Annotated in this window: 20 protein-coding genes; 9 read left to right on the top strand and 11 right to left on the bottom strand. The window is 59.3% G+C overall.

Annotated elements, in window-relative coordinates; all coding sequences use genetic code 11:
• Window positions 1-73: 73 nt before the first annotated feature.
• The 6 genes from purB to BFQ03_RS27050 all read right to left on the bottom strand — a co-directional run bounded on the left by purB (window position 74) and on the right by BFQ03_RS27050 (window position 7134).
• On the bottom strand, window positions 74-1444 hold the full coding sequence (gene purB, locus BFQ03_RS27080) for an adenylosuccinate lyase (RefSeq protein ID WP_032857373.1): 1371 nt from the start codon (window positions 1442-1444) through the stop codon (window positions 74-76).
• Window positions 1445-1569: 125 nt separating this feature from the next.
• A complete protein-coding gene (hflD, locus tag BFQ03_RS27075) occupies window positions 1570-2193 on the bottom strand; it encodes a high frequency lysogenization protein HflD (RefSeq protein WP_032857372.1) in 624 nt (207 codons plus the stop codon).
• The gene (mnmA, locus tag BFQ03_RS27070; RefSeq protein ID WP_065944416.1) at window positions 2190-3314 is read right to left on the bottom strand and encodes a tRNA 2-thiouridine(34) synthase MnmA; all 1125 of its coding nucleotides are present in this window, start codon (window positions 3312-3314) and stop codon (window positions 2190-2192) included. Before mnmA ends, hflD begins: the two co-directional genes overlap by 4 nt.
• A gap of 59 nt (window positions 3315-3373) precedes the next feature.
• Window positions 3374-3820, bottom strand: coding sequence for an NUDIX hydrolase (locus BFQ03_RS27065; RefSeq protein WP_065944415.1), 447 nt, complete (start codon window positions 3818-3820; stop codon window positions 3374-3376).
• A 507-nt stretch (window positions 3821-4327) separates the two neighbouring features.
• Entirely contained in the window at window positions 4328-4729 is a 402-nt protein-coding gene (locus tag BFQ03_RS27055) for a carbohydrate-binding module family 20 domain-containing protein (protein WP_032857367.1), read from the bottom strand.
• A 179-nt stretch (window positions 4730-4908) separates the two neighbouring features.
• Window positions 4909-7134, bottom strand: a complete 2226-nt coding sequence (locus BFQ03_RS27050; RefSeq protein WP_032857365.1) for an NADP-dependent isocitrate dehydrogenase — start codon at window positions 7132-7134, stop codon at window positions 4909-4911.
• A gap of 495 nt (window positions 7135-7629) precedes the next feature.
• Between BFQ03_RS27050 and icd the strand changes: the two genes are divergently transcribed.
• Window positions 7630-8886, top strand: a complete 1257-nt coding sequence (gene icd, locus BFQ03_RS27045; protein WP_032857553.1) for an NADP-dependent isocitrate dehydrogenase — start codon at window positions 7630-7632, stop codon at window positions 8884-8886.
• 79 nt (window positions 8887-8965) lie between these two features.
• On the opposite strand, the gene cspD is transcribed toward icd, so the two are convergent.
• Window positions 8966-9265, bottom strand: a complete 300-nt coding sequence (gene cspD / locus BFQ03_RS31045; protein ID WP_032857551.1) for a cold shock domain-containing protein CspD — start codon at window positions 9263-9265, stop codon at window positions 8966-8968.
• Between the two features lie 224 nt (window positions 9266-9489).
• Here cspD and clpS point away from each other — a divergent pair, with 224 nt between their 5' ends.
• Window positions 9490-9858, top strand: a complete 369-nt coding sequence (gene clpS / locus BFQ03_RS27035; RefSeq protein ID WP_029293391.1) for an ATP-dependent Clp protease adapter ClpS — start codon at window positions 9490-9492, stop codon at window positions 9856-9858.
• 29 nt (window positions 9859-9887) lie between these two features.
• A complete protein-coding gene (clpA, locus tag BFQ03_RS27030) occupies window positions 9888-12158 on the top strand; it encodes an ATP-dependent Clp protease ATP-binding subunit ClpA (protein WP_032857364.1) in 2271 nt (756 codons plus the stop codon).
• Between the two features lie 186 nt (window positions 12159-12344).
• On the opposite strand, the gene infA is transcribed toward clpA, so the two are convergent.
• The 3 genes from infA to aat form a co-directional block, all read right to left on the bottom strand.
• Complete coding sequence (gene infA, locus BFQ03_RS27025; RefSeq protein ID WP_002553999.1) at window positions 12345-12563, bottom strand: translation initiation factor IF-1; 219 nt, start codon at window positions 12561-12563, stop codon at window positions 12345-12347.
• A gap of 100 nt (window positions 12564-12663) precedes the next feature.
• On the bottom strand, window positions 12664-13371 hold the full coding sequence (locus BFQ03_RS27020; protein ID WP_065944413.1) for an arginyltransferase: 708 nt from the start codon (window positions 13369-13371) through the stop codon (window positions 12664-12666).
• 55 nt (window positions 13372-13426) lie between these two features.
• Window positions 13427-14107 (bottom strand): leucyl/phenylalanyl-tRNA--protein transferase, encoded by a 681-nt coding sequence (aat, locus tag BFQ03_RS27015; RefSeq protein ID WP_065944412.1) that lies wholly within the window; start codon window positions 14105-14107, stop codon window positions 13427-13429.
• 514 nt (window positions 14108-14621) lie between these two features.
• On the opposite strand from aat, the gene BFQ03_RS27010 reads away from it, so the two are divergent.
• The 6 genes from BFQ03_RS27010 to cysG are packed head-to-tail and all read left to right on the top strand — an operon-like array spanning window position 14622 to window position 22110.
• Window positions 14622-17030 carry a DNA translocase FtsK gene (locus BFQ03_RS27010; RefSeq protein WP_065944411.1) on the top strand — a complete coding sequence of 803 codons (2409 nt, stop codon included), beginning with the start codon at window positions 14622-14624 and terminating at the stop codon, window positions 17028-17030.
• 57 nt (window positions 17031-17087) lie between these two features.
• Entirely contained in the window at window positions 17088-17711 is a 624-nt protein-coding gene (gene lolA, locus BFQ03_RS27005) for an outer membrane lipoprotein periplasmic chaperone LolA (protein WP_032857353.1), read from the top strand.
• 10 nt (window positions 17712-17721) lie between these two features.
• Window positions 17722-19047 carry a replication-associated recombination protein A gene (locus BFQ03_RS27000; RefSeq protein ID WP_032857352.1) on the top strand — a complete coding sequence of 442 codons (1326 nt, stop codon included), beginning with the start codon at window positions 17722-17724 and terminating at the stop codon, window positions 19045-19047.
• On the top strand, window positions 19044-19418 hold the full coding sequence (crcB, locus tag BFQ03_RS26995; RefSeq protein WP_032857351.1) for a fluoride efflux transporter CrcB: 375 nt from the start codon (window positions 19044-19046) through the stop codon (window positions 19416-19418). The genes BFQ03_RS27000 and crcB overlap by 4 nt, the downstream gene beginning before the upstream one ends.
• 16 nt (window positions 19419-19434) lie before the next feature.
• On the top strand, window positions 19435-20715 hold the full coding sequence (serS, locus tag BFQ03_RS26990; protein WP_032857349.1) for a serine--tRNA ligase: 1281 nt from the start codon (window positions 19435-19437) through the stop codon (window positions 20713-20715).
• Window positions 20716-22110: a siroheme synthase CysG gene (cysG, locus tag BFQ03_RS26985; RefSeq protein WP_065944410.1), complete on the top strand. Its 1395-nt coding sequence runs from the start codon at window positions 20716-20718 to the stop codon at window positions 22108-22110.
• Window positions 22111-22238: 128 nt separating this feature from the next.
• On the opposite strand, the gene BFQ03_RS26980 is transcribed toward cysG, so the two are convergent.
• Window positions 22239-23234, bottom strand: coding sequence for a glutathione S-transferase family protein (locus tag BFQ03_RS26980; protein ID WP_032857347.1), 996 nt, complete (start codon window positions 23232-23234; stop codon window positions 22239-22241).
• Window position 23235: the final 1 nt, after the last annotated feature.

Raw genomic sequence — 23235 nt, 5'->3', positions numbered from 1 at the left:
TGAAAAAAAGCACTTTTAAGACGGGAATAAAAACGCCCGGCGCTGCCGGGCGTCTTAAGGGTTCAAGCCGCAATCAGATGCGTTTGGCTTGCTCTACAGCGTTGCCGATGTAGTTGGCCGGGGTCAGCAGTTTCAGCTCGGCCTTGGCCGCGGCGGGCATGTCCAGGCCGTCGATGAAAGACTGCAACGCCTCGGGGCTGATGCCCTTGCCGCGTGTCAACTCTTTCAACTTTTCGTACGGGTTTTCGATGTTGTAGCGGCGCATTACGGTCTGGATCGGCTCGGCCAGGACTTCCCAGCAAGCGTCCAGGTCAGCGGCGATTTTCTGCGCGTTGAGTTCCAGCTTGCTGATGCCTTTGAGGCTGGCTTCGTACGCGATCACGCTATGGGCAAAGCCCACGCCGAGGTTGCGCAATACGGTGGAGTCAGTCAGGTCGCGCTGCCAGCGGGAGATTGGCAACTTGCTGGCCAGGTGCTGGAACAGGGCGTTGGCGATCCCCAGGTTGCCTTCGGAGTTTTCGAAGTCGATCGGGTTGACCTTGTGCGGCATGGTCGACGAACCGATTTCGCCAGCGATGGTGCGCTGCTTGAAGTAACCCAGGGAGATGTAGCCCCAGATATCACGGTCGAAGTCGATCAGGATGGTGTTGAAGCGTGCAATGGCGTCGAACAGCTCGGCGATGTAGTCGTGCGGTTCGATCTGCGTGGTGTAAGGGTTGAAGCCCAGGCCCAACTCGTCTTCGATGAAGGCGCGGGCGTTGGCTTCCCAGTCGATCTCAGGGTAGGCCGACAGGTGGGCGTTGTAGTTGCCTACGGCGCCGTTGATCTTGCCCAGCAACGGCACGGCGGCCACTTGAGCGATCTGGCGCTCCAGGCGGTACACCACGTTAGCCAGTTCTTTACCCAGGGTAGTCGGCGAGGCCGGCTGGCCGTGGGTGCGCGACAGCATCGGCACGTCGGCGAAGCGGATGGCCAGTTCGCGGATGGCGTTGGCGGTCTGGCGCATCAGTGGCAGCATCACGTCATCACGGCCTTCGCGCAGCATCAGGGCGTGGGACAGGTTGTTGATGTCCTCGCTGGTGCAGGCAAAGTGGATGAATTCGCTGACCTGGGCCAGTTCCGGCAATTTGGCCGCTTGCTCCTTGAGCAGGTACTCGATGGCTTTGACGTCGTGGTTGGTGGTGCGCTCGATCTCTTTCACACGCTCGGCGTGCTCCAGGGAGAAGTTTTCCGCCAGGGTGTTCAGTACAGCGTTGGCCTCGGCGGAGAACGCCGGCACTTCGCTGATGGCAGGGTGAGCGGCCAGGCGCTGGAGCCAGCGCACTTCAACCAGTACACGAGCACGGATCAGGCCGTATTCGCTGAAAATAGGGCGCAGGGCCTGGGTTTTGCCGGCGTAGCGGCCGTCAACAGGGGAAACCGCAGTGAGCGAAGAGAGCTGCATGGGGTGTTCTCGGACAGTCGGGCAACGAAATGGGGCGCGTATCATACATGAAAAAATCCGCCGGTCCGTCGCCAACTGACCGGCGTATTACGCGTAACGGCTTGAAAATAGCCTGTTGCTGCGACTTATTCGTTGCGCATCAACGGGTAAAGCTCTTTAAGCAATTTGCGACGGCTGATGACCAACTGCCAACGATGACCGCCCAACTGGCGCCACAACCGCGCCGAACGAATACCGGCCAGGAGCAGGGCGCGGATTTTCGAGGCGTTGTTCGGTTGTTGCAGGTTGCGCATGTCGCCATGAACCTGGATTCGCTGGCGCAAGGTGCTCAAGGTGTCCTGGTACAGCGCACCACAGGCGGCGATCACGTTCTCGTGGGCCGGGCCGAAGTGTTGCACTTGTGACTGGATCTGCGGCAGGCGTTTGCCGATGGTTTCCAGCAGATCGTCGCGCTTGGCCAACTGCCGCTCAAGGCCGAGCATCGACAGGGCGTAACGCAACGGCTCGCGCTGCAAGGTGCTCGGGTCGCGTTCGAGGGCGCCGATCAGGGCGCGATAACCCTCACGCAGGCTCAGGTCGTCGCCGCCGTACACATCCAGAGTGTCCTTGGGGTCGACCACCAGCAAGCTGCCGAGCATGCAGGTCAGGCCCGCCTCGGTCACCTGGCCGGTCTTGGCGATCTTGTCCACCAGCACGGCGGCGAGGAAGACCCCACCCAGTGCTGTCAATTGCTCCTGGGTCGGGCTCATGCCGGGTTGCTCCAGGGTTCGGCGACTTCAATCACGCCGCCCCCCAGGCAGATCTCACCGTCGTAGAACACGACCGATTGGCCAGGCGTGACCGCGCGCTGCGGATCATCGAACGTCGCACGGTAGCCACTGGCGGTTTTTTCCAGGGTGCAGGGCTGGTCGCTCTGGCGATAGCGCACCTTGGCGGTCAGGCGGCGTGGAGTGCTCAGGTCGATCGGGTTGACCCAATAGATCTCCGAGGCCAGCAGTGCGCCGGAGAACAGCAGCGGGTGCTCATTGCCCTGGCCGACGATCAGCACATTGTTTTCCAGGTCCTTGACCAGCACGTACCACGGCTCTTCACCGGCGTCTTTCAAGCCGCCGATGCCCAGGCCCTGGCGCTGGCCGATGGTGTGGTACATCAGGCCGTGGTGACGGCCAATAACTTCACCTTCAGTGGTCTTGATCTCGCCCGGTTGCGCCGGCAGGTACTGCTTGAGGAAGTCGCTGAAGCGGCGTTCGCCGATAAAGCAGATCCCCGTGGAGTCTTTCTTCTTCGCGGTAGCCAGGCTGTGTTTCTCGGCGATCTTGCGCACTTCGGGTTTTTCCAGCTCGCCCACCGGGAACAGGGTCTTGGCGATCTGTTCACCGCCCACGGCGTGCAGGAAGTAGCTCTGGTCCTTGTTCGGGTCCAGGCCCTTGAGCAGTTCGGTGCGCCCATCGATATCGCGACGGCGCACGTAGTGGCCAGTGGCAATCAGGTCGGCGCCGAGGATCATGGCGTAGTCGAGGAACGCCTTGAACTTGATTTCGCGGTTGCACAGGATGTCCGGGTTCGGCGTGCGACCGGCCTTGTATTCGGCCAGGAAGTGCTCGAACACATTGTCCCAGTACTCGGCGGCGAAGTTGGCGGTGTGCAGCTTGATACCGATCTTGTCGCAGACGGCCTGGGCATCGGCCAGGTCGTCCATGGCGGTGCAGTATTCCGTTCCATCGTCTTCTTCCCAGTTCTTCATGAACAGGCCTTCCACCTCATAACCCTGCTCTATGAGCAGAACGGCGGAAACGGAAGAATCCACGCCGCCGGACATGCCGACGATGACGCGCTTCTTTTGTGTGTCAGAAGGGGCTGGATCACGCATAGGATTTCAACGGGTGTCTTGAAAAAGGACGCGATTCTAGCAGGCCCGAGCCCGCAAGGCTAAAGAGAAGGGCGGATCAATTCGAGACTGTGGCAGTGACCGGCCAGATAATCATCGATACAGCGGATGATCAGCTCGCTACGCCAGTTGTCGCGCACGGCCATCAGTTCGTCACGGGTCAGCCAGCGGGCGCGCACGATGCCTTCGTCCAGTTGATAGTCCGGGTGGTGTTTCAGGGCCTTGGCGATAAAGCACACGCGCTGGTAGGTCACCCCATTACTTGGGGCCGTGTACAGGTAAATGCCGACAATGCCGGTGGCTTCGACGTCCCAGCCGGTTTCTTCGAGGGTTTCACGTACGGCGGCTTCGGTCAGGGTTTCGTGCGGGTCGAGATGGCCGGCGGGCTGGTTGAGCACGGCGCGGCCGCCCTTGAGTTCTTCGACCATCAGGAAGCGGCCGTTGTCTTCGACGATGGTGGCGACGGTGATGTGGGGTTGCCAGGTCATTTGAACGCCTCGATTCAGGGTGTGACGCGGTCAGTGTGGGAGCGGGCTTGCTCGCGAAGGCGGTGTTTGAACCACCGAATATATTGGCTGAGCTACCGCTTTCGCGAGCAAGCCCGCTCCCACATTTTGATTGGGTTTCTTCAGTGAGGCGGCATAAGCAATCTGCATGATGCGCCTGACATTCTGTGATTTTACCGGAGCCAGACCGGGGCGCAGGTTACCTCTTCAGAACAGTCGTTATTGAAGAGTGTCATGAATCCGGTTGCCCGCAAAAGCTACGAGGTGCGTCTGGCATCGCGGCTGCCTGTTGCCTTTATTATGCTCTGGCGTGTCTTTGCGCGTGTTTATGTTGGTATGGCTGGGGAGCGTGAGAGGCAGGAGGTTTTGCTGGCATGGGTCAAGGTGGCGTGCATGTTCCGATGTCCTGGCTGTCGAGCTCAAGTAGAGGATGATAAGTCGCGGCGCACGGAATACGGGGTTGTTTAAGTCGCTGGAAATGCGTGCTGGTCAGAATGTGCCGACTGCCTGCGGCTCTGGAGAGAAGGCAAATGTTACCTGATTGTCAGGGTCTGGCTGCCATTGTGGTTTTTCCAGTGGGTCTTTTTCATTGCGGATGATGCATTTCCATTCCAGCGTGTCACCGGGTTTAACGTTTTTGAACTGTACCCTGCCAGACCAGGTTGGGTGGCCTGGGTTTTTGAGTAATACGGCTTTGGATGGATCCCAATTTCCCAGCTCTGGGCGTGATCCGCTAATAAACACGCTGTATCCCGGTTTGGTGTGGCCGTTATGACAGGTAAAGCTTACGTTGAGGAAATACTCAATTTGTACGTTCTGGCCGGCGTTGGCTGCGGACAGTATCGCAAGTAAGAGAGCGCTCAGTGGCAATAGATAATGAATGCGCAGCATTTGATTGTCTCCTGCCCTCAAGTCGTTGAGTACGGCAGCAGAATGCTCTTCGGAGGGCTGGAAGTAACCTGTTAGAACTTACAGTTCATTAGAGTTTTTCGCGATAGTTCTTCTGTTGTGAGCGCGGGAAAACACAAACCCCGGCACTTGGCCGGGGTTTGTGATGTTCCTTTGCGAACTTACTTCAACTTGGCAATCGCCGCGTTAAGCGTGCTGCTCGGACGCATAGCCTTGCTAGTCAGCTCAGGATTCGGCGCGTAGTAGCCGCCGATGTCCACTGGCTTGCCCTGTACGGCGTTGAGTTCGGCAACGATGGTTGCCTCGTTCTCGGCGAGGGTTTTTGCCAGTTCGCCGAACTGCGCCTGCAGCGCGGTATCTTCAGTCTGGGCGGCCAGGGCTTGTGCCCAGTACAGCGCCAGGTAGAAGTGGCTGCCGCGGTTGTCGATGTTGCCGACTTTGCGCGATGGCGACTTGTTGTTGTCGAGGAACTGGCCGGTGGCCTGGTCCAGGGTCTTGGACAGTACCAGGGCTTTCGGGTTGTTGTAGTTCACACCCAAATGCTCAAGGGACGCGGCCAGGGCCAGGAACTCGCCCAGGGAATCCCAGCGCAGGAAGTTTTCTTCCAGCAACTGCTGCACGTGTTTTGGAGCCGAGCCGCCAGCGCCGGTTTCGAACAGGCCGCCACCGTTCATCAGCGGTACGATCGACAGCATCTTGGCGCTGGTGCCCAGTTCCATGATCGGGAACAGGTCAGTCAGGTAGTCGCGCAGTACGTTGCCGGTCACCGAGATGGTGTCCAGGCCCTTGCGGGTGCGTTCCAGGGTGAACTTCATCGCGTCGACCGGCGACATGATGCGGATGTCCAGGCCTTCGGTGTTGTGGTCTTTCAGGTAGGCCTGAACTTTCTCGACCACGACGCCATCGTGGGCGCGCAGCGGGTCCAGCCAGAAGATGGCCGGTGTGCCGCTGGCGCGGGCGCGGTTGACGGCCAGTTTGACCCAGTCCTGGATCGGCGCGTCTTTGGTCTGGCACATACGGAAGATGTCGCCGGCTTCAACCGACTGTTCCATCAGCAGGTTGCCCTTGCTATCGGTGACGCGGACTACGCCGTCAGCCTTGATCTGGAAGGTCTTGTCGTGGGAGCCGTACTCTTCGGCTTTCTTCGCCATCAGGCCAACGTTTGGCACGCTGCCCATGGTGGTTGGGTCGAAGGCACCATTGGCCTTGCAGTCTTCGATGACCGCCTGGTAGATGGTGGCGTAGCAGCGATCCGGGATCACGGCCTTGGTGTCGTGCAGTTGGCCGTCGGTGCCCCACATCTTGCCGGAGTCACGGATCATGGCTGGCATCGAGGCGTCGACGATCACGTCGCTCGGCACGTGCAGGTTGGTGATGCCTTTGTCGGAGTTGACCATCGCAAGCGATGGGCGAGCGGCGTAGACCGCCTGGATGTCCGCTTCGATCTGCGCTTGCTGGTCGGCCGGCAGGGCCTTGATGCGAGCGTACAGGTCGCCGATGCCGTTGTTCAGGTTGAAGCCGATCTGTTCGAGCACGGTGGCGTGCTTGGCCAGGGCGTCTTTATAGAACTCGGCAACGATCTGGCCGAACATGATCGGGTCGGAGACCTTCATCATGGTGGCTTTGAGGTGAACCGACAGCAGTACGCCCTGTTTCTTGGCGTCTTCGATTTCGGCGGCAATGAACGCGCGCAGGGCGTTCTTGCTCAGCACGGCGCTGTCGAGGATCTCGCCGGCCTGTGCGGTGGTCTTTTCTTTCAGGACGGTGGTGGTGCCATCCTTGCCGACCAGTTCGATTTTGACCGCGTCAGCGGCTTCGATCTGTACGGCTTTTTCACTGCCGTAGAAGTCGCCATTGCTCATGTGCGCAATGTGGGACTTGGAGTCGGCAGCCCAGGCGCCCATTTTGTGCGGGTGCTTGCGTGCGTAGTTCTTGACCGACAGTGGCGCGCGGCGGTCGGAGTTGCCTTCGCGCAGGACCGGGTTCACGGCGCTGCCCTTGACCTTGTCGTAACGTGCGCGGGTTTCTTTTTCCGCGTCGGTGGTTACGGTTTCCGGGTAGTCCGGCAGGGCGTAGCCCTGGGCTTGCAGTTCCTTGATCGCGGCTTGCAGCTGCGGGGTCGAGGCGCTGATGTTAGGCAGCTTGATGATGTTGGCTTCGGGGGTTACGGCCAGGGCGCCCAGTTCGGCGAGGTGGTCCGCAACAGCCTTGTTGCCCAGTTGCTCGGGGAAGCTTGCGAGGATGCGCCCTGCGAGGGAGATATCGCGGGTTTCCACTTCAATATCAGCGGAAGCGGTGAAGGCCTCTACGATAGGCAGCAGTGAATAGGTGGCGAGGGCCGGGGCTTCGTCGGTGAAGGTATAGATGATCTTCGAGCGGGTGGGCATATTCGGATTAACTCTCTTCTTTGCTAAAAGCGTGCGCGGAAACTCGAGATGCGCCGGGTAAAGCGCGTTCGTTCAAAGTCATCCATGAGCCGAATGTCGATGTTTCTTCGCGGTGATGTTGGGTTGCATCAGTCGAGCGTCAAGCGGGTGGGCTACGGTGGCAGCCCGGCTTTTTCAGGCGCAGGTGCTCGATATAGAGCGGTCGGCCGTCGTGACTCTTTGGTCAGCGGCGGCATTATACATAGGTCGCTATGCTTACGCCGAGCCTTCATACAAAAGGTGGGTCGTCCATTGGTCTAAAGGTCGCAGGGGCCTGATTGCGCCTAAAGTCGCACGTAGTGCTCAAGTTTGGCGTTTTTCCCTTTTGTTTCAAGGTTGTAGGCGACTAAATCTACGGTTTTCGCCGCAAATGTGCCGGGGGCAAGGTTCCAGTCCACATTCAACTGGAGTAGGCTCGGACACAGCCAGATGTTCAATCCACAAACGGAGTTCAGCATGGGATACAAGAAGATTCAGGTTCCGGCAGTCGGCGACAAAATCACCGTCAACGCAGACCATTCTCTCAATGTTCCTGATAACCCGATCATTCCCTTCATCGAAGGTGACGGTATTGGCGTCGACATCAGCCCGGTGATGATCAAGGTGGTCGATGCAGCTGTTAACAAGGCTTACGGCGGCAAGCGCAAAATCTCCTGGATGGAGGTGTATGCCGGCGAGAAGGCGACTCAAGTTTACGACCAGGACACCTGGCTGCCCCAGGAAACCCTGGACGCGGTCAAGGACTACGTGGTTTCCATCAAGGGCCCGCTGACCACGCCGGTCGGTGGCGGCATCCGCTCGCTGAACGTGGCGCTGCGCCAGCAACTGGACCTGTATGTCTGCCTGCGCCCGGTGCGCTGGTTCGAAGGTGTACCAAGCCCGGTCAAGAAACCAGGCGATGTGGACATGACCATCTTCCGTGAAAACTCCGAGGATATTTACGCCGGTATCGAGTGGAAAGCCGGCTCGCCGGAAGCGATCAAGGTCATCAAGTTCCTGAAAGAAGAAATGGGCGTCACCAAGATTCGTTTCGACCAGGATTGCGGGATTGGCGTCAAGCCGGTTTCCAAGGAGGGCACCAAGCGCCTGGCGCGCAAGGCCCTGCAATATGTAGTGGATAACGACCGCGAGTCGCTGACCATCGTCCACAAGGGCAACATCATGAAGTTCACCGAAGGTGCCTTCAAGGAATGGGCCTATGAAGTGGCGGCCGAAGAGTTCGGCGCGACCCTGCTTGATGGTGGGCCGTGGATGCAGTTCAAGAACCCACGCACCGGCAAGAACGTTGTGGTCAAGGACGCCATTGCCGACGCCATGCTCCAGCAGATCCTGCTGCGTCCGGCCGAATACGATGTGATCGCCACCCTGAACCTCAACGGCGACTATCTCTCCGACGCCCTGGCGGCAGAAGTGGGGGGTATCGGTATTGCGCCGGGCGCCAACCTGTCGGATACCGTGGCGATGTTCGAAGCCACCCACGGTACTGCGCCCAAGTACGCCGGCAAAGACCAGGTCAACCCCGGTTCGTTGATTCTGTCGGCCGAAATGATGTTGCGTCACATGGGCTGGACCGAAGCCGCCGACTTGATCATCAAGGGCACCAACGGGGCGATTTCGGCCAAGACCGTAACCTATGACTTCGAGCGCTTGATGGACGGCGCCAAGCTGGTGTCGTCGTCGGGCTTTGGGGATGCGTTGATTTCGCACATGTAAGCCGAAAGCCATAAGAAAACGGCCATCCTGACTGCTCGGGATGGCCGTTTTTTATGCAGGGTATCTACTCAGTGGCTGATCAGGCCGTTTGCTTCTTTTTGGAAGGAGCGGATTTATCTGCCTTGTCGTGCTTGTCTTCGTGGGGTTTTCCAGGTGCAGCCGCACCGGCTGCGCAGATTTCGACAGCATGCAGGCCCTTGGGTCCCTGGATGATCTCAAAGGACACCTGCTGGCCCGCTTTCAGCGTTTTATACCCCTCCATGGCAATCGCCGAGAAATGCGCAAAAAGGTCTTCATCCTTGCCGTCTTCATTAATGAAGCCGTATCCCTTGGCATTGTTGAACCATTTGACCTTGCCGTTGATCTTGACGCCAGACATACCCATATCCCTCTGCACCAGACTCCATCACTGGAGTATCATCCAGTTTATCCGTCCTAACCCGAATAAATAAGGTTGACTGCGCGGACCTTTTTTACCCACTGTGGGTTCTATTGGTTGTATCACCGTTTTGCCGATAGTCAAGTTGACCAGTCGGTCGGAGTTGAATTTCTGACAGGTCGCCCCCACCACTGTAAATGCACAACTGACGAACCTTTCTTTCCATGCATGCATTCAGCCAGATTCGACTAACATTCAATCAGGATCGCCCGGATCATCTAGAAGACGATGACGGTTCTGCAGGCATCGCTGTTCAAGAGGCCAAGCCTGCTTTACAGGCGCCGCCGATGTACAAGGTGGTTTTGTTCAATGATGACTACACGCCGATGGATTTCGTCGTCGAAGTACTCGAGGTGTTTTTTAATCTGAACCGCGAGTTGGCGACCAAGGTAATGCTGGCCGTTCACACAGAAGGACGGGCAGTATGTGGAGTGTTTACCCGCGACATCGCCGAGACCAAGGCCATGCAGGTCAACCAGTACGCCAGGGAAAGCCAGCATCCGCTACTCTGTGAAATCGAGAAGGACGGTTAACTCCGACCACTTGGGTATGAGGTGAAGCTATGTTAAACCGCGAGCTCGAAGTCACCCTTAATCTTGCCTTCAAGGAGGCTCGTTCGAAGCGTCATGAATTCATGACCGTCGAACACCTGCTGCTGGCACTTTTGGATAACGAAGCTGCCGCCACCGTTCTGCGTGCGTGCGGCGCCAACCTCGACAAGCTCAAGCATGATCTGCAGGAGTTTATCGACTCCACCACGCCACTGATCCCCGTGCATGACGAGGACCGTGAGACCCAGCCAACCCTGGGCTTCCAGCGGGTATTGCAGCGTGCTGTCTTCCACGTGCAGAGCTCCGGCAAGCGTGAAGTCACGGGCGCCAATGTGCTTGTGGCAATTTTCAGCGAACAGGAAAGCCAGGCAGTGTTCTTGCTCAAGCAGCAGAGCGTTGCCCGTATTGATGTCGTCAACTACATCGCCCACGGCATCTCCAAAGTGCCTGGGCACGGCGATCACTCCGAAGGTGAGCAGGATATGCAGGACGACGAGGGCGGTGAGTCTTCTTCTTCAAGCAACCCGCTGGATGCCTATGCCAGCAATCTCAATGAACTGGCGCGCCAGGGGCGGATCGATCCGCTGGTTGGGCGCGAGATGGAAGTTGAGCGGGTGGCGCAGATCCTGGCCCGTCGGCGCAAGAACAATCCACTGTTGGTGGGCGAGGCAGGCGTGGGTAAAACCGCGATTGCCGAAGGCCTGGCCAAGCGTATTGTTGATAACCAGGTACCGGACCTGTTGGCCAACAGCGTCGTCTACTCCCTTGACCTGGGGGCGCTGCTCGCCGGGACCAAGTACCGTGGCGACTTTGAAAAGCGTTTCAAGGCGTTGCTTGGCGAGCTGAAAAAGCGCCCGCAGGCGATCCTGTTCATTGATGAAATCCATACCATCATCGGTGCCGGTGCAGCTTCCGGTGGGGTGATGGATGCTTCCAACCTGCTCAAGCCACTGTTGTCTTCGGGCGATATCCGCTGCATCGGCTCGACCACGTTCCAGGAGTTTCGCGGGATCTTCGAAAAAGACCGTGCCCTGGCGCGTCGCTTCCAGAAGGTCGATGTGTCCGAGCCTTCGGTCGAAGACACCATCGGCATCCTGCGTGGGCTGAAAGGGCGTTTCGAAGCGCACCACGGCATCGAATACAGTGATGAGGCGCTGCGTGCGGCCGCTGAGCTGGCGTCGCGCTACATCAATGACCGGCACATGCCGGACAAAGCCATTGATGTGATCGACGAAGCAGGGGCTTATCAGCGCCTGCAGCCGGTAGAGAAGCGTGTGAAGCGTATTGAAGTGCCGCAGGTCGAGGACATCGTGGCGAAAATCGCGCGAATTCCGCCAAAACACGTCACCAGTTCCGACAAGGAGCTGCTGCGTAACCTGGAGCGCGACCTCAAGCTGACGGTATTTGGCCAGGATGCGGCGATCGACTCGCTGTCGACAGCGATCAAGCTGTCCCGGGCCGGCCTCAAGTCGCCGGACAAGCCTGTGGGTTCGTTCCTGTTTGCCGGGCCTACCGGCGTCGGCAAGACCGAGGCGGCGCGGCAGTTGGCCAAGGCCATGGGTATCGAGCTGGTGCGGTTCGACATGTCCGAATACATGGAGCGGCACACTGTGTCACGCCTGATCGGTGCGCCTCCGGGCTATGTCGGCTTTGACCAGGGCGGCCTGTTGACTGAGGCGATCACCAAGCAACCGCATTGTGTGTTGCTGCTCGACGAAATCGAAAAGGCTCACCCGGAAGTCTTCAACCTGCTGCTGCAGGTCATGGATCACGGGACCCTGACCGACAACAACGGACGCAAGGCGGATTTCCGCAACGTCATCGTGATCATGACCACCAACGCCGGTGCCGAGACGGCCGCGCGGGCTTCCATTGGCTTTACTCATCAGGATCACTCTTCCGACGCCATGGAAGTGATCAAGAAGAGCTTCACGCCGGAATTCCGTAACCGCCTGGACACCATTATCCAGTTTGGTCGCCTCAGCCATGAGGTGATCAAGAGCGTGGTGGACAAGTTCCTTACCGAGCTTCAGGCGCAGTTGGAAGACAAGCGCGTGCAGTTGGAAGTGACGGAAGCGGCACGCAGCTGGATCGCCGAGGGTGGCTACGACGCGGCAATGGGCGCCCGCCCAATGGCGCGCCTGATCCAGGACAAGATCAAGCGGCCGTTGGCCGAAGAGATCCTGTTTGGCGAGCTCTCCGACCATGGTGGCGTGGTGCATATCGACTTGAAGGATGGCGAGTTGACCTTCGAGTTCGAGACCACGGCCGAAATGGCCTGATTGCTGTAAACCTGTAGGAGCGAGCTTGCTCGCGAAGATCGTCAACGATAACGCATGCTTTCTGATTCGGTGCGTTGTCCTTGGGTTCTTCGCGAGCAAGCTCGCTCCTACAGTTGTTTTGCGGCCTGTATAAATATCACGCACACAAAAACGCCCGGCATAACCGGGCGTTTTGTATTGACTTGTTTAGCGAGCGCGGTAAGTGATGCGCCCTTTGCTCAAGTCATAGGGCGTCAGCTCGACGCGCACTTTGTCACCGGTAAGAATACGAATGTAGTTCTTGCGCATCTTGCCGGAGATATGCGCGGTTACGACGTGCCCATTTTCCAACTCCACGCGAAACATGGTGTTGGGCAGGGTGTCGACGACAGTGCCTTCCATTTCGAAGCTGTCTTCTTTCGACATGCAGTAAAGCCCTCGGTATCCAGTGAATGGCCCGGTGCAACTGCGCCAGGCAAAAGCGGCGTGCATTGTGCCCGAAAAAGGGTGTTCAAGCCAAGGGGTTCTAGTTAAGCGTGACCCATCTTTGATTAATCAGCAGTTCAATGGGCCGATATTGGGTCTTGTAGCTCATCTTTTTGCAGTTTTTGATCCAGTACCCGAGGTACACCGCTTCCAGTTTTTGCCTGGATGCTTCACTGATCTGCCAGAGAATGGCAAAGCGCCCGAGGCTGCGACGTTCTTCGGCGGGCTCGTAGAAGGTGTAGACCGCTGATAGACCGTTGGGCAGCAGGTCGGTGACCGCGACAGCCAGCAGCCTTCCTTCAAGCCGGAACTCGTAAAAGCGCGAGAACGGCAGATCCCGCACCAGGAACGTGGAAAATTGGTCGCGACTGGGTGGGAACATGTCGCCGTCGGCGTGGCGTTGTTCAATGTAGCGCTGGTAAAGATCGAAGTATTCTTCACTGAAGCCTGGCTTGGCGGGGGTCACGATCAGGTCGGCATTGCGCTTGAGGATGCGTTTCTGATTGCGGTCTGCAAGAAACTGTTCCACCGGTATGCGCGCCGGCACACAGGCGTTGCAGTTCTGGCAGTGCGGCCGGTACAGGTGGTCGCCACTGCGCCGAAAGCCCATCTCTGACAGATCGGCATACACATGCACGTCCATCGGCTGGCTGGGGTCGAGGAACAGCGTAGTGGCCTGTTCGTCGGGCAGGTAGCTGCAAGAGTGGGGTTGAGTGGCATAAAACTTCAAGCGCGCCAACTCGGTCATGATCAACCCTCGGATAAGCTTTGAAATAAGTGTAAGCCAGGTGCGAGGAAGTCGCTCAAGAAAGCCATGCTGCACTGCTGGGCTGGTCCAGGTGGCCGCGCAGGTAACCGGCAAAGTCGCTGCGCGCGATGGCGCGGGCACCGAGGCTGTGCAGGTGATCGGTGGGCATCTGGCAGTCGATCAGCACAAAGCCCCAGGCCTGTAATTGCCTGACCAGCGTGGCAAAGCCGAATTTCGAGGCGTTATCTGCACGACTGAACATGGATTCACCAAAAAACAACTGGCCCATGGCCAGGCCATACAGGCCGCCGACCAGTTCACCTTGGTCCCACACCTCGACGGAGTGGGCATAGCCGCGCTGGTGCAGTTGCAAGTAGGCGTTCTGCATGGCGTCAGTGATCCAGGTGCCGTCTGCATAGCTGCGAGGCGCGGCACAGGCCTGGATGACCGCGGCGAAGTCCTGGTCGAAGGTCACCTCGTAGCGTTGCTGGCGCAGCAGCTTGGCGAGGCTGCGGGATACGTGCAGCTCTGCGGGGAACAGTACCGTACGTGGGTCGGGCGACCACCACAGGATCGGCTGACCTTCCGAGAACCAGGGGAAGCAGCCGTGGCGATAAGCCTGGATCAGCCGGTCGGCAGACAGATCGCCGCCGGCGGCGAGCAGGCCGTTGGGCTCACGCATGGCTTTGGTCAGGGGTGGAAATGTCAGGGTGTTACGTTGCAACCAGGTCAGCATGGGATTCAGGCTTACAAGAAGGGGAGGGCGGTGGCAGGCCAAGCCCGCCGCGATAGGCTGTGATTGATTATTGTCGACGAAGCGCTTCCCGGCTACCCCGATCACGCAATCGGTGGGCCGATGGGTAAGTGGGTGTTTCTGCAACTTGGCCCTGTCAACGTGGTCGTAAGCGAGTCCGTCGGGCGGGTGATGGGTGGTGAACCTTGGTAAAGCTTGTCCAGTCTGATAAATACAGCTCATAAGCCTTTGTCAGCAAAGACAATGCATGCTCAAATTGAAGGATCTGCGAACAGGTTGTGCAAGCAGGCTCGCAAGCGTGGCAACAGGCACGCAAACCCGTACAATAAGCGGGCTGGATGCCGGTTTTCAGCGGTTATGGCCACTTCATGAATCCGTTACAGAGTGTTAAAAGAAGATTCGACAACACTCGTTCATTTTTCAACTGTCCGGATTGGCCAGTATTTTATAGTCATTCAACTGTTGGACGCGCTTAAGGCGCAGGAAAAGACCCGTTTTGAAGAAATCCACCGCAGCACCCAAAACAGCAGTGGTACCGGCCTGGCGCCAGCACCTGCATTATCGGCTCAAGGAAGGCGCGCTGATTGCCATCGGTGCTTTATGCCTGTTCCTGATGATGGCCTTGCTGACCTATGGCAAGGACGATCCGGGCTGGAGCCATAACAGCAAGATCGACGATGTGCAGAACTTCGGTGGGCCTGTGGGCTCCTACAGCGCCGATATCCTGTTCATGATCCTCGGCTATTTCGCCTATATCTTCCCGCTGTTGCTGGCGATCAAGACCTGGCAGATCTTCCGCCAGCGCCATGAGCCGTGGCAGTGGAGTGGCTGGCTGTTCTCCTGGCGCCTGATCGGCCTGGTGTTCCTGGTGTTGTCGGGTGCGGCGCTGGCACATATTCACTTCCACGCGCCGACCGGCCTGCCGGCGGGTGCGGGCGGAGCCCTGGGTGAAAGCCTGGGCGACCTGGCCCGCAGGACCCTGAATATCCAGGGCAGCACGCTGATGTTCATCGCCCTGTTCCTGTTTGGCCTGACGGTATTCACCGACTTGTCCTGGTTCAAGGTCATGGACGTGACCGGCAAGATCACCCTCGACCTGTTCGAGCTGTTCCAGGGCGCTGCCAACCGCTGGTGGGCCGCTCGCGTGGACCGCAAGCGCATGGTGGCGCAATTGCGTGAAGTCGATACCCGGGTCAATGATGTCGTGGCTCCAAGCACCCCGGATCGCCGTGAGCAGGCCAAGGTCAAGGAGCGCCTGATCGAACGCGAGCAGGCCCTGACCAAGCACATGTCCGATCGCGAGAAACAAGTGCCGCCGGTTATCGCCCCGGCGCCAATCAAGGCGCCCGAGCCAAGCCATCGGGTGCAGAAAGAGAAGCAGGCGCCGCTGTTTATCGACAGCGCCGTCGAAGGCACCTTGCCGCCGATCTCGATCCTCGATCCGGCCGAGAAGAAACAACTCAACTACTCCCCGGAGTCCCTGGCGGCGGTTGGCCATCTGCTGGAAATCAAACTCAAGGAGTTTGGCGTCGAGGTCACGGTGGATTCGATCCACCCTGGCCCAGTGATTACCCGTTACGAAATCCAGCCAGCCGCTGGCGTCAAGGTCAGCCGTATTTCCAACCTGGCAAAAGACCTGGCGCGCTCCCTGGCCGTGACCAGTGTGCGTGTGGTGGAAGTAATCCCTGGCAAAACCACCGTGGGTATCGAGATTCCCAACGAAGACCGCCAGATCGTGCGCTTCTCCGAAGTGCTGTCGACCCCGGAATACGACAACTTCAAGTCGCCGGTGACCCTGGCTCTGGGCCACGACATTGGCGGTAAGCCGGTGATCACGGACCTGGCGAAAATGCCTCACCTGCTGGTGGCCGGTACCACCGGTTCCGGTAAATCGGTGGGTGTGAACGCGATGATCCTGTCGATCCTGTTCAAGTCCGGCCCGGAAGACGCCAAGCTGATCATGATCGACCCGAAGATGCTGGAACTGTCGATCTACGAAGGCATTCCGCACCTGCTGTGCCCGGTCGTGACCGATATGAAGGATGCGGCCAACGCCCTGCGCTGGAGCGTTGCCGAGATGGAGCGGCGCTACAAGCTGATGGCGAAGATGGGCGTGCGTAACCTGTCCGGCTTCAACGCCAAGGTCAAGGAAGCCCAGGACGCCGGCACACCGCTGGCCGACCCGCTGTACAAGCGCGAAAGCATTCACGATGAAGCGCCGCTGCTGACCAAGCTGCCGACCATTGTCGTGGTGGTCGACGAATTTGCCGACATGATGATGATCGTCGGCAAGAAGGTCGAAGAGCTGATCGCGCGTATCGCGCAGAAGGCCCGTGCGGCCGGGATCCACTTGATCCTCGCGACCCAGCGGCCTTCGGTGGATGTGATCACCGGCTTGATCAAGGCCAACATCCCGACGCGTATGGCGTTCCAGGTGTCGAGCAAGATCGACTCGCGGACCATTATCGACCAGGGCGGTGCCGAGCAACTGCTGGGCCATGGTGACATGCTCTACATGCCGCCCGGCACCAGCCTGCCGATCCGGGTGCACGGTGCATTTGTTTCCGATGATGAAGTGCATCGGGTGGTGGAAGCCTGGAAACTGCGCGGCGCGCCTGAATACAACGACGACATCCTCAATGGTGTCGAAGAGGCCGGCAGCGGCTTTGAAAATGGCGGCGGCAGTGGTGATGACGATGCTGAAACCGACGCCTTGTACGACGAAGCCGTGCAGTTCGTCCTGGAAAGCCGCCGCGCCTCGATCTCTGCGGTGCAGCGTAAACTGAAGATCGGCTACAACCGCGCCGCACGTATGATCGAATCCATGGAAATGGCCGGCGTCGTCACGGCAATGAACACCAACGGCTCGCGCGAAGTGATCGCGCCAGGGCCGATGCGCGACTGACTTCGTGCCGCGTGGCAGCACGCGGCGCGCCTTTCACATCATTCTATGAGGACTCCCATGCGTCTTATCCGCATGCTGTTGTTGCCAGCCTTGGCCCTGACTGCGTTTTCGGCCCACGCTGACCAGGCATCCGTTGCGAGCCTGACCAACCTGCTGGACAAATCCAAGACCCTGACCGCGCGCTTCTCCCAGTTGACCCTGGACGGCGGCGGCACGCAGTTGCAGGAAACGGCCGGTGAAATGGCTGTGCAGCGCCCAGGCCTGTTCTTCTGGAAAACCGACGCGCCCAACGAGCAGACCATCGTCTCCGATGGCAAGAAAGTCACGCTGTGGGACCCGGACCTGGAGCAGGCGACCATCAAGACCCTTGACCCACGTCTGAGCCAGACCCCAGCCTTGTTGCTGTCCGGTGATGTGTCGCAGATCAGCGAGAGTTTCGAGATCACGTCCAAGCAACAAAGCAACGTGATCGATTTCACCCTCAAGCCCAAGTCCAAGGACACACTGTTCGACAGCCTGCGCCTGTCGTTTCGCAACGGTGTGATCAACGATATGCAACTGATCGACAGTGTTGGCCAGCGCACCAATATCCTGTTCACCGGGGTCAAGGCCAATGAGTCGGTCCCAGCCTCCACGTTCAAGTTCGACATCCCCAAGGGTGCCGATGTGATCCAGGAGTAAATCGCTGCCCATGGACCTGTTTCGCAGTGACCCGATTGCCCAGCCCCTGGCCGCGCGTTTGCGCTCGACCAACCTGGATGAGTATGTCGGGCAAGAGCACTTGCTGGCCCGCGGTAAGCCCCTGCGCGAAGCCCTGGAGCAGGGTGCCCTGCACTCGATGATTTTCTGGGGGCCGCCGGGCGTGGGCAAGACCACCCTGGCGCGGCTGCTGGCGAAAGTCTCGGACGCACACTTTGAAACAGTCTCGGCCGTGTTGGCCGGGGTCAAGGAGATCCGCCAGGCGGTGGAAGTCGCCAAACAGCAGGCCGGGCAGTACGGTCGGCGCACCATCCTGTTTGTCGATGAAGTGCACCGCTTCAACAAGTCGCAGCAGGATGCATTCCTGCCCTATGTGGAAGACGGCACGCTGATTTTTATTGGCGCCACCACTGAAAACCCCTCGTTTGAACTCAACAATGCCTTGCTCTCGCGGGCGCGGGTGTATGTCCTCAAGAGCCTCGATGAAGCCGCGATGCAGAAGCTGTTGCAGCGAGCGCTGGGCGAGGACAAGGGGCTAGGCAAGCGCCATCTGAGCCTGGGGGAGGAGGGTTTCAAGATCCTGCTGGCGGCGGCTGACGGTGACGGTCGACGTTTCCTCAACCTGCTGGAAAACGCCTCTGACCTGGCTGAAGACAATAGTGAGATTGGCGTCGACCTGCTGCAAAGCCTGCTGGGCGATACCCGGCGGCGCTTCGACAAGGGCGGCGAGGCCTTCTACGATCAGATTTCGGCATTGCACAAATCTGTACGCGGTTCCAACCCGGACGGCGCGTTGTATTGGTTTGCGCGCATGATCGACGGTGGCTGCGATCCGCTGTACCTGGCCCGGCGTGTGGTGCGCATGGCCAGCGAGGACATCGGCAACGCCGATCCCCGCGCCCTGAGCCTGTGCCTGGCGGCCTGGGAAGTGCAGGAGCGCCTCGGCAGCCCGGAAGGCGAGTTGGCGGTGGCGCAGGCCATTACCTACCTGGCCTGCGCGCCGAAAAGCAATGCGGTGTACATGGGCTTCAAGTCGGCGCTGCGTGCTGCGGCTGAGCATGGCTCATTGGAAGTCCCGCTGCACCTGCGTAACGCGCCGACCAAACTGATGAAACAGTTGGGTTATGGCGACGAATACCGCTACGCCCACGACGAGCCGGATGCCTATGCGGCCGGCGAAGACTATTTTCCTGATGATCTGGAGCCGCAACCGTTCTATCAACCGGTGCCCCGTGGCCTGGAGCTGAAGATCGGCGAGAAGCTCAATCACCTCGCGCAACTGGACCGCTTGAGCCCGAAACAGCGGAGAAAGCCATGATTCCCTTGGTGATCGCAGTCTCCGTAGGCGGTGTGGCCGGTACCCTATTGCGCTTTGCCACCGGCAATTGGATTAGCGCCAATTGGCCGAAACACTTCTATACCGCGACGCTGGCCGTTAATATCGTGGGCTGCCTGCTGATCGGCGTGTTGTACGGCCTGTTTCTGTTACGCCCGGAGGTGCCTGTTGAAGTGCGCGCCGGGTTGATGGTGGGCTTCCTTGGCGGCCTGACCACTTTTTCATCCTTTTCACTGGATACCGTGCGCCTGCTGGAAAGCGGGCAAGTGCCGCTGGCATTAGGCTATGTGGCCATCAGTGTATTCGGCGGGCTGCTCGCCACCTGGGCCGGCCTGTCCTTGACCAAACTTTGATAAACGAGAGACCGACATGCTCGATTCCAAACTGTTACGTAGCAACCTTCAGGACGTAGCGGACCGCCTGGCATCCCGTGGCTTTGCCTTGGATGTTGCGCGCATCGAAGCGCTGGAAGAACAGCGCAAGACCGTCCAGACCCGCACCGAAGCATTGCAGGCTGAACGGAATGCGCGCTCCAAATCCATCGGTCAGGCCAAGCAGCGTGGTGAAGACATCGCGCCGCTGATGGCGGACGTCGAGCGCATGGGCAGCGAGCTGTCTGACGGCAAGGTCGAGCTGGACAAGATTCAGTCTGAGCTGGACTCGATCCTGCTGGGTATCCCCAACCTGCCGCACGAATCCGTGCCGGTCGGCGCCGATGAAGACGGTAACGTCGAAGTCCGCCGCTGGGGTACGCCAAAAGCCTTTGATTTCGAGATCAAGGACCACGTTGCCCTGGGCGAACTGACCGGTGGCCTGGATTTTGAAACCGCCGCCAAAATGTCCGGCGCGCGCTTTGCCTTGCTGCGCGGTCCGATCGCACGCATGCACCGTGCCCTGGCGCAGTTCATGCTCAACCTGCACACCGGCGAACACGGTTACGAGGAGGCTTACACCCCGTACCTGGTGCAGGCTCCGGCGCTGATGGGCACCAGCCAGTTGCCGAAGTTCGAAGAGGACCTGTTCAAGATCAGCCGCGATGGCGAAGCCGATCTGTACCTGATCCCGACCGCCGAAGTATCGCTGACCAACATCGTGGCCGGCGAGATCCTCGACGCCAAGCAACTGCCGATCAAGTTCGTCGCCCACAGCCCGTGCTTCCGCAGCGAAGCCGGGGCATCGGGCCGTGACACCCGCGGCATGATCCGCCAACACCAGTTCGACAAGGTCGAGATGGTGCAGGTTGTCGAGCCGTCGACCTCCATGGAAGCCCTGGAAGGCCTGACCGCCAACGCCGAGCGCGTCCTGCAATTGCTGGAGTTGCCGTACCGCGTATTGGCGCTGTGCACCGGCGACATGGGGTTCAGCGCGGTAAAGACCTACGACCTCGAAGTGTGGGTGCCGAGCCAGGACAAATACCGCGAGATTTCCTCGTGCTCCAACTGCGGTGATTTCCAGGCCCGCCGCATGCAGGCGCGTTTCCGTAACCCGGAAACCGGCAAGCCGGAACTGGTCCACACCCTCAACGGCTCGGGCCTGGCTGTAGGCCGCACCCTGGTCGCGGTGCTGGAAAACTACCAGCAGGCTGACGGTTCGATCCGCGTACCTGAAGTGCTCAAGCCGTACATGGCGGGCGTTGAGGTCATCGGCTAAATGGAATTTCTGCCGCTGTTCCATAACCTGCGCGGCAGTCGTGTGTTGGTCGTCGGTGGCGGGGAGATTGCCTTGCGCAAATCCCGGCTACTGGCCGATGCCGGCGCGTTGTTGCGGGTGGTTGCTCCCCTGATCGAAGACCAGTTGCGTGAACTGGTACAGGGCAGTGGCGGTGAGCTTATTGTGCGTGGTTACCAGGAGGCGGACCTTGATGGCTGCACCCTGATCATCGCGGCAACCGACGACGAGCCGCTGAACGCGCAAGTGTCCAGTGATGCTCGGCGCCGTTGTGTGCCGGTCAATGTGGTGGACGCGCCGGCCTTGTGCAGCGTGATCTTCCCGGCGATCGTCGACCGCTCGCCCTTGGTGATTGCGGTGTCCAGTGGCGGTGATGCGCCGGTGCTGGCACGGCTGATTCGCGCCAAACTGGAAACCTGGATTCCGTCCACCTACGGTCAATTGGCCGGGCTGGCCGCACGTTTTCGCGCGCAGGTCAAAAATCTGTATCCCGATGTGCAGCAGCGCCGGGCCTTCTGGGAAGACGTTTTCCAGGGCCCGATCGCTGATCGGCAACTGGCAGGGCAAGGCGATGAAGCCGAGCGTTTGCTGGTGGAGAAGGTCAATGGCAAGCCGCCCCATGCGCTGGGTGAAGTGTATCTGGTGGGCGCAGGCCCCGGTGATCCGGACCTCCTGACCTTTCGCGCGCTGCGCTTGATGCAGCAAGCCGATGTGGTGCTGTATGACCGCCTGGTGGCGCCGGCGATTCTCGAATTGTGCCGTCGCGACGCCGAGCGGGTATATGTCGGCAAGCGCCGCGCCGATCATGCGGTGCCGCAAGACCAGATCAACCAGCAACTGGTGAAACTGGCCAAGCAGGGCAAGCGCGTACTGCGCCTCAAGGGCGGCGATCCGTTTATCTTTGGTCGCGGCGGCGAAGAGATCGAGGAGCTGGCGGCCAATGGCATCCCGTTCCAGGTGGTGCCGGGGATTACGGCAGCCAGTGGCTGTGCGGCGTATGCCGGTATTCCCCTGACCCATCGCGACTATGCGCAATCGGTACGCTTCATCACCGGGCACCTGAAAGACGGCACCTCGGATTTGCCCTGGAATGACCTGGTCGGGCCGTCGCAGACCCTGGTGTTCTACATGGGCTTGATTGGCTTGCCGATCATCTGCGAGCAACTGATCCGCCATGGCCGTTCGGCAGATACTCCGGCGGCGTTGATCCAGCAAGGCACCACGTCCAACCAGCGCGTGTTTACTGGCACCCTGGCGGATCTGCCGCGCCTGGTGGCGGAGCATGAAGTGCATGCGCCGACGCTGGTGATCGTAGGAGAAGTGGTGGTGTTGCGTGAGAAGCTGAAGTGGTTCGAAGGTGCCCAGTCCCAGGTGTGAAACCGGCACTCACATCAATTGTAGGAGCGAGCTTGCTCGCGAGAAACTCAAGGGCGCCGCGTTCATCCAGGATGCCAGCGTTATCGTTGACGATCTTCGCGAGCAAGTTCGCTCCTACCGTTTTTGCTTCAGCTCCAGACGCCCTTGCTGCTCAACTTCTGTCGGTCATGTTTGCTATCAAACGCCTGCAACGGCCCCTTCGGTACAATCCCCGTCGGATTGATCGTCCGGTGGCTGGCATAGTAATGCCCCTTGATATGGGCAAAATCCACGGTCTCGGCCACGCCGGGCCATTGATACAGCTCGCGTAACCAATTCGACAGGTTTGGATAATCCGCAATCCGCCGCAGGTTGCATTTGAAGTGGCTGTAATACACCGCATCAAACCGGATCAGCGTCGTAAACAGGCGTACGTCAGCCTCGGTCAGGTATTCACCGGCCAGGTAGCGGTGCCCCCCCAAGTGCTGCTCCAGGTGATCCAGCTCGGCAAACACGTCATCAAAAGCACTTTCGTACGCCTGCTGTGAAGTGGCAAAGCCTGCGCGATACACGCCATTGTTTACGGCGGGATAGATCCGCTCGTTCCACGCGTCGATGCTCGGGCGCAGCGGTTCGGGGTAAAAGTCCAGGGTGTTGCCCGTCAGTTCATTGAACGCGCTGTTGAACATGCGGATGATCTCCGCCGATTCATTACTGACGATGCGACTGAGCTTCTTGTCCCACAGCACGGGCACAGTGACGCGCCCGGTGTAGTCGGTGGTGTCGGCGGTATAGCGCTGGTGCATGAAGGAAAAATCGTCGAGCTTGTCGCCAGTTGAGCCGTGGGCCTTGTCGAAGGTCCAGCCATTTTCCAGCATCAGCCAACTGACCACTGAAACGTCGATCAGGCTTTCCAGGCCCTTGAGTTTGCGTAGGATCAGGGTGCGGTGCGCCCACGGGCAGGCGAGGGAGACATACAAGTGGTAGCGGCCGGCTTCGGCCTTGAAGCCGCCATCACCGCTGGGGCCCGGTTGGCCGTCGGTGCTGACCCAGTGCCGGCGTTGCGCCTGTTCCCGTTGGAAGGCGCCATCTGCGCTACTTTCGTACCACTGGTCATGCCAGCGTCCTTCAATCAGCAAACCCATG

Origin of the sequence: Pseudomonas sp. 25 R 14, assembly GCF_900004755.1 — a bacterium.
GTDB lineage: Bacteria > Pseudomonadota > Gammaproteobacteria > Pseudomonadales > Pseudomonadaceae > Aquipseudomonas > Aquipseudomonas brenneri.
Note: the sequence above shows the minus strand (reverse complement) of the source record. Positions and strands in the feature narration are given on the sequence as shown.